This is a genomic window from Acinetobacter sp. C15 (genome assembly GCF_013420645.1).
GTDB classification, from domain to species: Bacteria; Pseudomonadota; Gammaproteobacteria; order Pseudomonadales; family Moraxellaceae; genus Acinetobacter; species Acinetobacter indicus.
Genome location: NZ_VOXR01000003.1, coordinates 124389 through 137933, shown reverse-complemented (window position 1 = coordinate 137933; position 13545 = coordinate 124389). Strand labels below are relative to the sequence as shown.

Annotated in this window: 7 protein-coding genes and 1 pseudogene; 4 read left to right on the top strand and 4 right to left on the bottom strand. The window is 34.0% G+C overall.

Annotation, left to right across the window (positions count from 1 at the left end; all coding sequences use genetic code 11):
* Positions 1-178: 178 nt before the first annotated feature.
* From FTT63_RS15695 to FTT63_RS02320, 4 genes and pseudogenes are all read left to right on the top strand, one after another.
* Positions 179-1666, top strand: a pseudogene (locus FTT63_RS15695) (DNA methyltransferase); the annotation flags it as partial.
* A 9-nt stretch (positions 1667-1675) separates the two neighbouring features.
* Positions 1676-4366: a DEAD/DEAH box helicase gene (locus FTT63_RS02330; protein WP_180191961.1), complete on the top strand. Its 2691-nt coding sequence runs from the start codon at positions 1676-1678 to the stop codon at positions 4364-4366.
* Positions 4367-4453: 87 nt separating this feature from the next.
* Complete coding sequence (locus tag FTT63_RS02325) at positions 4454-6595, top strand: ATP-dependent endonuclease (protein ID WP_180191960.1); 2142 nt, start codon at positions 4454-4456, stop codon at positions 6593-6595.
* A complete protein-coding gene (locus FTT63_RS02320) occupies positions 6586-8277 on the top strand; it encodes a UvrD-helicase domain-containing protein (RefSeq protein WP_180191959.1) in 1692 nt (563 codons plus the stop codon). Before FTT63_RS02325 ends, FTT63_RS02320 begins: the two co-directional genes overlap by 10 nt.
* A 42-nt stretch (positions 8278-8319) precedes the next feature.
* On the opposite strand, the gene greB is transcribed toward FTT63_RS02320, so the two are convergent.
* The 4 genes from greB to gmtY are packed head-to-tail and all read right to left on the bottom strand — an operon-like array spanning position 8320 to position 13466.
* Positions 8320-8793, bottom strand: a complete 474-nt coding sequence (gene greB, locus FTT63_RS02315) for a transcription elongation factor GreB (RefSeq protein ID WP_180191958.1) — start codon at positions 8791-8793, stop codon at positions 8320-8322.
* On the bottom strand, positions 8790-9401 hold the full coding sequence (gmtX, locus tag FTT63_RS02310; protein ID WP_180191957.1) for a gamma-mobile-trio protein GmtX: 612 nt from the start codon (positions 9399-9401) through the stop codon (positions 8790-8792). The genes greB and gmtX overlap by 4 nt, the downstream gene beginning before the upstream one ends.
* On the bottom strand, positions 9391-12159 hold the full coding sequence (locus FTT63_RS02305) for a VPA1269 family protein (protein WP_180191956.1): 2769 nt from the start codon (positions 12157-12159) through the stop codon (positions 9391-9393). The genes gmtX and FTT63_RS02305 overlap by 11 nt, the downstream gene beginning before the upstream one ends.
* Positions 12156-13466 carry a gamma-mobile-trio recombinase GmtY gene (gene gmtY, locus FTT63_RS02300; RefSeq protein WP_180191955.1) on the bottom strand — a complete coding sequence of 437 codons (1311 nt, stop codon included), beginning with the start codon at positions 13464-13466 and terminating at the stop codon, positions 12156-12158. Before gmtY ends, FTT63_RS02305 begins: the two co-directional genes overlap by 4 nt.
* Positions 13467-13545: the final 79 nt, after the last annotated feature.

The window sequence follows — 13545 nt, the reverse complement described above, 5'->3', positions numbered from 1 at the left end:
AATTTTTTTAATTTATCTTCGACGGCTTAAAGTGTAAATTTATGAACGATTTTTTGCGGTATTTATAGTTAAATTTACGAAAAATAAATTAATTGTAAATTTATAATTTTTATTTTCATTTTAAACAATGTCTTAGGTGTTTAAATATTTTTTTAAGTAAATATAACCATACAATACAGAACAGGCTTTTGAACATTATGACGATAATCTAGAGCATGCTCAGTGGTTGTCAATGATGTATCCACGCATAGTTTTGCTAAGAGAATTATTAGAAAATAAAGGCATTTTTTGCGTTATTTTAAGTGATCACCAAGTGCATTACATGAAAGTTTTATGTGATGAAATTTTTGGAAGAAGTAATTTTATTAATGAAGTTAGTTTGAAAATGAAACAAACTGCTGGAGCTTCAGGTGGTGGAGAAGATAAGCGACTCAAGAAAAATATTGAGTATTTACTAATATACTCAAAAGATAAAAACTTTTTTAGTAAGTTTAATGAAATCCTGGAAGAGGAAAATTTATTCGATTTTATCGAAGAAATGAAGGAATCAGGAAAAAGTTGGAAATACACCAGGGTTCTGGAAAGTACAGGTGAAAAATCATTCTATAAGACAATATATGATGGTAAAGGAGATGAAATAAAAGTTTTTCAACACGTTAATCCAATCTTTACTCCTATTAGTGTAATAGCTGCGAGAGAAGGTATTTCTGAACAGCAAGTATACATTAAGTATTTTGAGAAAGTTTTTCGAGATACGAATGCGCAGAGTTCAATTAGAACAAGGGTTATGGAGTCTTTAGAAGTAGAACAAGATCTAGTTAGTATTGAGTATGTACCTAAATCTGGTAGATCTAAAGGGAATATGACGACTGTTTATTATAAAGGTAGAAATTGTGACCAAATAGCATGGTTAAGTGATATAGCCTATAAAAAAGGTAATAGATTAGTCAAATTATCTAAACTTGGAACGTATTGGGACGGTTTTCCTCTTAATAATTTAACAAAAGAGGGAGGGGTAAGATTTCCGAATGGAAAAAAGCCAGAAGCGTTGATACAGCGAGTCTTAGAGCTCTGTACACAGCAAAATGATCTAGTTTTAGATAGCTTTTTGGGCTCAGGAACAACTACTGCTGTTGCTCACAAAATGGGGCGCCGATATATAGGTATTGAAATGGGGCCACAAGCAAATACACATGTAATCCCACGTCTTAGAAATGTTATTGGCGGTGAAGAAGGAGGCATTTCTAAATCTGTAAATTGGAAAGGTGGTGGCGGTTTTAGCTTCTTAAGCTTAGGTAGTCCTGTATTTGATGATCAAGGATTTTTAAATGCCGATGTGAAATTTAAAGACCTTGCAAGCTATGTTTGGTGGCTTGAAACGAAAACAGCTCTAAATCAAACGGAGAGCTTTGATAATCCATATTTAGGCACACATGACGGTGTTGCTTACTATCTTCTCTATAACGGCATTTTAGGTGATAGACGTCCGAATAGCGGTAATGTCTTAACACTATCTATTTTAAATTACTTAAATGAATGTCATGCACATGAAGGTAAACGAGTAGTTATAGGCGAAGCATCACGTCTTGGAGATGCCCGACTTGAAGCTCTAGACATTGAGTTTAAACAAATTCCATATTCGCTTTATGGCAACCAAGCTCAGTAAGGATTGCGTATGTCACTTAAATTAAAACAGTATCAAATAGATTCTTTAAAAGCATTAGAGCAATTCTTTACTTTGGCAGCATCATTAGGGGCGGAGAAAGCATTTAAACGCTGCGTAGGCGAAAATATTGCTTATAACGACCGATTGGGGGGAATACCAAGCGTATGCCTACGTGTACCTACAGGTGGCGGTAAGACGCTGCTTGCAGCGCATAGTATTCCTAAAGTAGCACAGAGTTATGTGAATACTGAGAGTCCTATTGTATTGTGGCTTGTACCAACAGATATGATTCGACAACAAACACTCGCTGCACTTGCTAATGTAAATCACCCCTATAGACAAGCCTTACAAAGCTATTATGGCGATCGCATTAAAATATGTGACATTGAAGGGCTTCAATCACTAAACAAGCATGATGTTGGGCAATCGTGTATTGTCATTGTGACCACTATTCAAATCTTCAATATTGATAAAGAAAAGACCTATCAGCGCAATGCCTATGCTTTTGATGAATCCTTGAGTGAACACTTTACTCAATTGACTCCACAACAAGCCGAAAGTATGGATAAAGTAACGGCTGATACTTTGCAGTATCAACCATTCCTAACTGAAAAAGATATTGGTCGTGTGAAGCATTCATTAGTCAATTTCTTTAACTTGCATAGACCAATTATTGTTGTGGATGAAGCGCATAAAAACCGTGGTGGAAAAACATTCTTCCCAACATTGAAGCGTCTCAATCCAAGTTGCTTAGTAGAGCTGACAGCAACACCAAAAGACAATAATGTTCTTTACTCAGTTTCTGCTGCACAATTGAAAGTGGCAGAAATGATTAAGCTGCCAGTCGTATTAACTGAACATCCACATAGTTGGCAAGATTGTATTCGTGATGCGCTGATTCAACGACAAAAATTAGAAGTGCTTGCACAAAGTGAAAAAGAATATATTCGCCCAATTTTATTGATCCAAGCCCAAGATAAAAATGGTGAAGCGAATGTAGATGCTGTAAAGCAACACTTACTAGATGAGTATGAAAATATCACTGAAGACTGGATTGCGATTTCTACAGGGCAAACCAAAGAGCTAGAAGATGAAAATCTCTTTAGCCCTCAAAGTAAAGTCAAAATTGTGATTACAGTCGAAGCACTGAAAGAAGGTTGGGATTGCTCATTTGCCTATGTACTTGCGAGTTTGCAAAATATCAATTCTGCAACTGATGTAGAGCAGTTGTTAGGTCGTGTCTTACGTATGCCGTATGCAAAACTACGTCAGAATGATGAACTCAATAAAGCATATGCACACATTGTCTCAAGTTCCATTGCTCAAGCCACCATGCTTCTTAAAGACCGTATGGTGCAAAATATGGGCTTTGATAAATGGGAAGCGGAAGCCTCGATTGTGGCAAATCCACAACCTGAACTGGATTTAGGAACTACAGGTCAAGGGACTACTCAACCAAAGACTCCTGAAGTCATGGTCTCTATTCCATTTGTTGTTACACCTGAACTTATTCCTACTAATTTACAACCAGCGATTCAAACGAGAGAAAATAGCCAAGGTACGTCCTTAATTATTAATAAAGGGACAACTGACGAAGAGTTTGATCAAATTGAACAAGTTGTAATTGAAAAAGCGACGCCGAAACAAAAGACTCAAATACAAGAAGTTTTCAAAGAAGCTCGTGCTGAGCGACAAGCACATCAAGCACCTGAAAATTGGAATGCCACATTTACGCTTATTCCGCAATTAGGCTTATTCGTTGATGGTGAATGGCAAGTTGCAGACAAAGAAACAATAGAAGATTCGGTTGAATGGAATCTTTTGGATTATCCAGTTCAATTAGAAGGTTTTAACATACGTGAAACTGTGAATAGCTTTGCAATTGATCTAAATCTTGAAGAAGAGCAATTGAGTTATGAATTACTCAATAGCCAACAGATTCAATTTGACGATATGCCAACACCAATCACCGAAAATGATTTGTTGAATTGGTTAGATCGAAAAACAAGAAGGGCAGGATTAACGCAAATTCAGCTAAGAGCATATTTAACCAAGCTCATTAGTCACTTGTTGAATGAGCGTAGATTTACACTGACGCAACTACATCGTGCTCAATTCCAATTGTCACTGGCGGTTTCTCGTGAGCTTGACCGACTATTTGAACTTGCTCGTAAACAAGCATTTCAAAGTGATTTATTTGCAGAGTTGAAAGTGGCAGAAGAATCAAAACTAGAAAATAGTTTTGAGTTTAAGCGTGGAATCTACCCAGTTAGAAAGCCTTATCGTGGTAGCTATAAGTTTAAAAAACATTTCTATGCTCAGATTGATGATTTAAAAGAAAAGACTGAATCAGGAAGGATTTCTGAAGAGTTTAAATGTGCTCAGCTCTTGGATATGCATCCTAAAGTAAAATATTGGGTACGTAATATTCCTAAGCAACCACATACTTCGTTCTGGTTACCAACAGAGAAAGATTACTTTTACCCTGATTTCGTTGCAGAGTTAGTTGATGGTTCAATCTTTGTTCTGGAGTATAAAGGCGGACATTTAGATACTGCTGATGATGCTCGAATCAAGAATGCTATTGGTAAGCAGTGGGCTAAAAATAGTGATGGTAAACGATTATTCTTAATGGCAAAAAATCAGGATGAAGTTGGACGTAGTTTGGAAGAGCAAATGAACCAAATCTTATTAGCCTAATTTAAGGGTGTTATATAAAACAGCATTATAAGATGCTGTTTTATATGGTTGTAATTGTATTTAATAATATTTTTATGTGGGGGACGAATGTTTATATCGACTATTGAGATCGAGAATTTTCGAAATTTTAAGCATCAAACAATAAATTTTAATGAGGGGGTAAATGTAATAATTGGTCATAATAATGCTGGAAAAACTAATTTATTGACCGCCCTTTCATTAGTTATCAATCCTGATAAAAATAAACGCTTAGATGTAGATGATTTTAATAAAAATGTTGAATTTTCAGAGTTAAAGATATGCCCTCCTAAGATAAGTATTCAAGTCACTTTAAAAAAAGGATGTGATTCTTTACCAGATGATTTAGCTATGGTTGCGAATTGGTTAACTAAGCTAGAATCTGATTTTGAGGCTAAATTGACTTATGAGTTTTTTCTTCCAGAAAAGGAATTATCTAAATATATTGTAGCCATGTCAGAAATTGATGAAACTGATAAAAATTGTCGAAATACTGCATGGAGAACAATTAGAAATGAGTTTATACGACTTTATTCTTATAAAATTTATGGTGGTGAAATTGCCAATCGTACTGTAGCAGATGGGGAATCACTCAATAAATTTGATTTTCAATTTTTAGATGCCATCAGAGATGTTGAAAGAGACATGCTGACTGGGAAAAATACATTATTAAAAAATGTATTTGATTTCTTCATGGACTATGACATTAAATGTGATTCGATCCAAGAAGAAGACAAAATAATTGAAATAAAAACGAGGAAAAAGAATTTTTTAACACAAATAGAACCTGTAATAGAGTCTATTCATGAGCGAATGAAATTAGGGAAAAAACAAATATTATCCTATGCTGATGGAACAGGGGCTTCATTTAATAAGGCAATACCTAATTTTGAAGGTAATATTTCAGATGTCGAAATGTTTTCATTTTTAAGATTAATAATTGAATATGAAACAGGGATTAAGATACCAGCATCACACAACGGGCTAGGTTATAACAATTTAATTTTTATGTCTTTATTGCTTGCAAAAATGCAAGTTAATGCTGACGGAAAGTATATGGGCGATAATGCAAAAGTATTTTCGACATTAGTTATTGAAGAACCTGAGGCCCATCTTCATCCAGCAATGCAATATAAGTTTCTACAATTTTTAAAGAAAAATAAAAAAGAAGGAAAAGTACGACAAATTTTTGTAACCTCACATTCTACCCATATCACATCTGCAGTTTCACTTTCAGAAATTATTTGTTTGTATAAGCACGCAGAAGATACAAAAGTTAGCTATCCCGATAAGGTTTTCCCTAGTGATGGAAAGAGTAAGAGATATATACAAAGGTTTCTAGATGCTACGAAATCAGACATTTTATTTGCTCAGAAGATTTTGTTTGTAGAAGGTATTGCTGAGCAGTTATTAATGTCTATCTTTGCTAGATATCTTGGTAAATCATTAGAAGATCATCATGTTGCTGTAGTTAATGTTGGTGGAAGATACTTTACTCATTTTCTCCATTTATTTGATAGTAATAAATCAAATACAATCTATAAGAGAATCGCATGTATTACAGATATTGACCCTGAGCGTAAAAAAATAAAACCTACAGCTTCTACAGCTTCTACAGCTTCTACAGCTTCTACAGCTTCTACAGCTTCTACAGCTTCTGATGATTCGTCAGATGAAAAGTTAAATTATCAAAAATGTTATCCATTTGAGTTTGGATTAAATTTACTTGAATTTGAATACAAACAAAATACGTGTCCTAGTGATTACAGTGCACATCCTAATATTTCCTTCTTTAGCCCAGATGATATTTTAGGAAAAACATTGGAATACGAGATATTAAGAGCAAATCCTACGGCAGAATTTTTAGTGACGGATTTTATGTCAAATCAGGGTGAAATTAAAAAATTGATGGTAGCACATAAAGAAGATAAGTCTCTTGACGACATTATTGCTCTTTTGAAAGTTAAAAATGATGAAAATAAGCGCATTATTGAAAGTATCCAAGCTAATACAAAACCCGAATGGACAAATGATAATAAAATCCAAGCTATCATAGCTTCACGTTATCTGAATTCTGTAGGAAAAGGTGAGAATGCTTTAGAATTAGCACGAATATTAGAAGAAAATTTGGAAAAAAAAGGCACAGCTGATTTTGAAGATTTTATTGTCCCTGCTTATATTAAGGAGGCAATTGAATTTTTATGTCAATAATACAGATAGATTCAAATAAAAAGCTTGAGGATATTGAACACCATTTTAAAGTGAGTGCAGGCCCTGGAGCAGGTAAAACACATTGGTTAGTTGGACATATTAAGCATGTGCTTCATAACTCAAGTAGACTTAATAAAATACGAAAAATTGCATGTATTACTTATACTAATATTGCAGTTGAAACTATTTCGACTAGGTTAGGTACATCAGCAACTCAAGTTGATGTTTCAACAATTCATAGCTTTCTTTATCGTCATATAGTTAAACCATACATTTTTTTAATAGCTAATGAGTATGGGTTAAATTATTCTAAATTAGATGGTCATGATGATTTAAATCATTCATACAGTAAAATAAATAATTGGTTAGAATTAACAGGTCAAAAATATTTTACTAAGGAGCGAAAAAAGTTAATAGATGCTTTGGACTCTGTTCAATGGCAGTTACAAGAAAATGGTGAAATAAATTTACGCCTTCCTGTTAATAAACCTTATTTGGGTAAAATTACTCATTTGTCCATTAAAAAAAATAGTTATATTGAGTATCGTAAGCAACACTGGAGTACTGGTAAAATTCATCATGATGATGTTTTGTTTTTTAGTTATAAGTTGATTGAGAAATTCCCATATATTTTAGAAGTGCTTAGAGCTAAATTTCCATATTTTTTCATTGATGAATTTCAAGATTGCAATCCTATTCAACTGGCAATTATCAAAAAAATTGCAGAATCAGAGACTATTATTGGAGTTATAGGTGATGCTGCTCAATCTATTTACGAATTTCAAGGTGCTGTACAAGATCAATTCAATACTTTTAGTTTATCTGGTATTAAAAAATATGAGATAAGTCAAAATAATCGTAGTACAACTAAGATTGTTAATGTTTTAAATCGAGTCAGAACTGATATTACTCAAATTCCATTTAGACAAATAGATGGTGATTCTCCTTATTTAGTTGTTGGTAACCAAAATCAAGTAATAAAAGTTATCAGAGATAATTATGGTATTCGAGATTTTTGTAGTCTTTCACGCTTAAATGTTGAGTCCAATGCGCTTAAAATTGAACTTGATAGTACTTCGATAGTACATAATTTATTAGATAGTCTAGAGGATGATAGTAATTCAGAAAGAAGAAGAATTCTGATTTGTAGTGTAAAGGCTATTGAATTCGCTAGAGAGAAAAAATTTAAAGACTCCTTCAAAGAGTTGTCCAAAATTTTTCCTTTAAATAGCTTTCCATTAAATTTTTCTTTGGCTTACTTATCCAATATTCTAAATGAATATGATGATTTTAAAGAAAAAAGCTTAAGTTACTTTATTGATGTTTTGAGAAAGCATTCAGGACTTAAAATTGCGAAATTAGGGAAAGGAAAAGCCAAAGATTTATATGATACGCATATATATAATCAACTTAGCGTATGCGTAAATATCCCAGATGATATGAGTTTAAATAAAACAATTCACAAATCAAAAGGAGATGAGTTTGATAATGTTGTATTGTTCCTTAAAAGCGAAAATGATCTTGAGTTTATAACAAATCCACAGTTAACGATAAAAGAAGAGCATCGTATAAATTACGTTGCTATCAGTCGTGCTAAAAATAAACTTTTTATTTCAGTACCATCATTAGTAGCAGCTGAAGAGCCTAAGTTTAAAGAACACTTTGAAATTATTAGATGTTAAGAATACACTGCTAATTGAAAAATTTCTGTTAACTATAACCATTTACTGGTTATAGTTAATTTTACAGATATACCAAGTTTTTTTACCTGTAGGCGTATGTACTTGGATCTCATCATCTACTGACTTCCCTAAACAAGCTTTTGCTATGGGAGCTTGGAGGGATATATAGTCTTTACGCCCATAAATTTCTTCATCGCCCACAATGCGAAACTTAATAGTCTCACCCTCGTCATTTTCTAATTCAACCCATGCTCCAAAATAAGCTTTTCCATCTTGTTCAGGGCTATATTCGACCTTATGAGCTACCTCAAAAAGTTTGGTTAAGTATCTAATTCTGCGGTCAATTTCACGTAGTTTTCTTTTGTTATAGTGGTAATCTGCGTTTTCAGACCGATCGCCGAGACTGGCAGCCCATGAAACGATCTTAGTAATTTCTGGGCGTTCTTTACGAACCAAATCATTTAGTTCATCTTGTAAGCGTTGGTAGCCTTCAGCGGTCAGTAATTTACGATTCAAGACAAGTACTCCAAAGCCTTGCGTAAGGCATCCAATGTTGAAACTTTAAAAACAGGCTTATTTGATTCATCTACAAGCTCACCAAAATGAGTTGGCTTTAAATTCCACTTTTTTTGAAAGTCTGTAGAAAGTAAATATTGTAACGCTCGTACTTCTTGTTCAGAAAGCTTAAAAGACTGATGCGATGACATACTCTTATGATCATAAATATCAATTCGTTGTTTTGGAGGAATGATTTCACGAATGATTTGCTGAGCTTCTTTTAACTCAGATGCCATGATGCGGACGAGTAATTGATGTTTTGGATTTTGTATTTCTTCAATCCAATCATTCTCACTTTGCGATGGTTTTCGTAACTTAGGTTTTTGAGTTGACAGATCTGCAAAGCATTGAATTAGAGCTCTGTATTTCTCACCGGTTTTATTTCTGATACTTTGAGCCTTGGGAACACCACGGTTACAACCTAATTTAGCAATTGTGCTGATCGAGAAGTCATGAATTCCACGTTCCTGTTGTTCAGTACATATCTCATAGATTGCATCAAGGGATTGCTGAACTTTAAGTGATGAGCCAACTTTTAATTTATTCAATAACTCTTCAGGATTCATGGCTTGCCTCAATCAAAGTAGGTGAATTATGAAGAATAAGTTCAATTTCTGATTTTTCAATCAGTTCATACTCTGGAAGTTCAATGAGTTTAATTTCACCATCCATAACTTTTTGTACCTTATCCCACGATTTGAGACGGCTCATTAGAAGTTTAAAAATTTGATTCCCTGCACTAAGTTGTTGTTCTTTTGACAACATAAATAAATTTGGCATAATTTCATTAAACATCGCCATCTTGTCAATCAGTTGTGTTCGAGGGTAAATCGCTTGATCCGCATTACATGACTTATAAATCATTGCATTGTCGCAAACTTCCTGTAATTGTTGATAATGGCTCACTTCTTCCATCTCTAATACCAATTCAGCATTTGGGGCTGTAATTAAGGAAAGCTTTGTATCACCCTCCATAGTAGGGCTGTTATTAATGAGCTTATGGCATTTGGTGATATGACTATATGCTGCTTGAATATCACATAAGAGCATATCTAGTTTTTTTGCAGCAGTTTCGTATTCAGATTCAAAATTACGTAATTCAGTTTCTAATTTTGCTCTATTTTCAGCGCCATTAAATTTCAATTGCTTTAAATTGGCGATATATTCTTCTTTCTCTAGGTTGTCAATTTCTTGATTAATCTGATTTATTTGAATTTGGAGTTTAGAACAAATTTCAGATTGATCATTTGACTGTAGCAAAATTTCATTAGTGATTGCTAATAATCCGCCAATAAAGGCTGGACCAGTAATAAAATGTCGGCATCGTATGCAATTTTGGACTCCGAGATAACCTTGGGGAGTTGGGGTATAAAATGAACTGCTTTTAATTAAATCTCCGCCATCGTCACAGCGTGAGGCTGCAAATGGACAAATTCCATAGTCTCTAAATATATAGTTTCCTACAGGTACATCATTCGATAACGCTTGCAATAATTCTAAGTTGTTTCCAATTAATTGATTTTTAATGCTTTCAATTTTATTTTGTTCAATTGTTCTTTGGATGGATTCCGCTTCTGATTTTAGTGCTATTTTCTCGCCTTCTTCTAGTCGTGTTCTAATCTCTTGGTTGGAAACTTTACAATAGTAGATCGACATGATGACAGAGCTATGCCCGACAATTTTCATCACGATTTCTATTGGCATACCCATTTCTAGGACATAGGCTGTAATAAGGCTAACGCGCATACTATGAGGCGTATATTTTGATTTATAGCAACCTAATGTTGCTGGGTTTCCTTCCAAAGTCGCTAACATCAAATTTGATGGTTGAATATGAAATAAAGCAGCAGCAAGCCTAGGGGTGAGTGCATTCGTTACAGTTGCTGGTTCAAAATCATTGAAACGCCTAAATAAAAAACAGTTAATGCCTTTGGCTTTTCTTTGTAATTCATTCAAATTTGTTCTTTGGCAATCCAGCCAAGCACTTGGATAAGAGATTGGATTATATTTTTGTTGCCATTTTCTTAACTTGACTAACCAATAAACTAAGTCGTCTGGCATCCAAGGAATTGTATAACCCTGTCCATTATTATTTGTTTTATTGGTGGTGGTAAACATGCCAACTTGTCCATCTGGCATTTTTTTAATAAAGGATTGTTCCTTGGTTAATCCTGAAAGTGGAGAATTGTTTTTTAGCCAAATAACTTTATTTTGGGGATCAATATCTGCAATATATTCATCAGCTTCGCCCGAATCATTATAAGCAATTTGGCGACCACGTAATGGAACCTTAGTGAGGGCATAGGTATGGATCCAATCGGTAGGACACCATAAGTAAGCCTGATTATCTACAATACGATAAACACAATCAGGGTCATATAAGTCTAGCTGATTAAATCCGACTTTCACCCAATCCGCATCAAACTTATGTAAATGCTCTAGATCCTGAAAGCATTTGGCATTTGCAGGCATAATCCATTCTTGAGCCTTTTTTACGAAGTGATATTGTAAGCATGGTTTTGTCGTTTCTGAGCGAATTGAGCTAGATGATATATTTTGTTGGCTGAGTAAAAGAGAAAATGGATTGCGAGCATTATCAACGCGTACAATCTCACCTGTTTCTTCATCCTCAATCGTTAGATCATTATTAATAATGTAGTCTAAGAACTCATTGACATAAACAACGAGTTTTCTTTTCATTGGTTCAGATTCTATATTTTCAAGAACATCTCGAAAGGGCTTTATATCGAATTTTTCTTGTATGAGAAAAGCATGTGGTGATTTGCTTTTATCAAATTGTTCAATATAAAGACGGACAAAACGACAAAGTTGAGTTTCTTTAGTGCCTCCACCACGAGCTTTTGTCATAAATTCTTTAATTTTAACTGCCCAAGTTACATAGTCGGGTGAGATAAAATCTGGCTTGAATGGTTCTGTTTTTCCTAAAAATTTATACCAATTCTCCCATTCATCTGGATAAGCAGTTTGTGGGTCTAGCGGAAGGCTAGCATCATTAAGTTTTAAAATAAATTTTTTGTATTCCTTAGCATTTTTCAGATCTTTATTTTCAATTAATTTTTTTAGTTCTTTGTATGAAATAAAAGCACTAATATCAAAAAAATCTTTATAACTGATCCACTCATCATAAATTCTTTCGGGATGTGCTGGCAGTCCATACTCTCTATATTTTTGTTTGTAGAGAACAGAATTTGTAATGCCTTCATCTTTACAAAATTGCTTTAGAGAGTTTAGGTCAGGGAATGTTGAAAACTCTTTATTAAATCGCTTATTTTCAATTTTTCGAATTGATTGAGGTTTTATCATTTGATCTCTCTCAACTTTTCTTGAACTTCTTCTAAAGTTGGTTTGATATAAACAAGACAGGAAGTTGGGCTTTTATGATGCATAGCTTTTTGGATTTCTACTTGATTCAAACCAGCTTGGCGTGCGCGAAATCCATAGGCATGTCGATGACCATGTTCAGTTGTACCAAGACTTTTTTTACAGGTGAGACCTATTCGCTCAACTGCCTTTTTATGTAGTCGTTGGAAATTTTTTATGGTTTCAGGTTCACCCAACGTATTTGTGAATGCAAAAGGGTGTGGGTTGCTTTTTGATGGTTCTACGCGTTGATATTTGAGATAGTTTGCCCAGATTAATAAAAACTCATTAGCTTTTTCTGGAGGATTAAAAACGACTTCAAAGTAGCCTAATTTTGAAGTCAGTAGTGGTGTTTTCCATCCAGCATACAATCTTTCAGAAAACAGATAATTATTCCGAGGTTTATAAGAGGTTTTGGCTAATAAATATTCTCGTCGGTTTTTGAAATAAGGATCTGGAGAGGTACCTAATTCAGGATGATACACACGAACTAGGGCTTCTTTAGGCTTGTTAGGGTTTAAGGTAATATCTGAAGTGTAAATATGAAAAATTTCACTTTTTCTTAGACCACCATAATTCATTAACATAGTGATAGCTTGGGATTTGTAATCAATTACCCCGTTCTTTTCAAAACCTAGATATAAAAGTCTTTCAATTTGATCTTCTGGGAAACGTACAGCATATTCAAAATCAATTAAATCTTCTCTATAACTTCCAACTAACCGCACTTTTTGTAGAGAAAGATCTTTCTTGGTTAAGTGATTTAGAAAAACATTTGCTTGCTTATGGTAATAAGCACACCAATTCAGACGTTCTTCATAACTTGTTGCTTTACGAAATGAATTTACTCTATTCGTTGCATGTTCATCTTGAAGAGCTAAAAAATCTGTGTAATGCGTGATATGGAATAGTAAATTATTTGTATCTCGAACTGTTCTTGGTCTCCAATAAAGTTCAAGTGGGTCAGTATTATTGGGAGAATGTATAGTGCCTGTGATTAACGCCTCAGTGAAGGCTTTTAGGACTTTTGTGGCACTATCAAGGTTTGGAGTAGCATTAATATATTTCAATAAAAGTTTAAGCGCGTAACAAGATCTTTCTTTCCATGCTTCACTTTTTGAATTGAACCATGCCAAATAACGTAAATGAGAAATAATGATTCCTTTCTCAGTCAAGATACATGGTAAGACCAAAGTAGTTTGTGTGGAGCAATCTTTGTAATTTACATAAATTTTCTTAACATAAGCCATATACTATTTAGTATGAAGTTTAGGATGTTTAACATTCAAAGTATCAGTAATTGATCAATTGTCAAACTAATTTATGAGG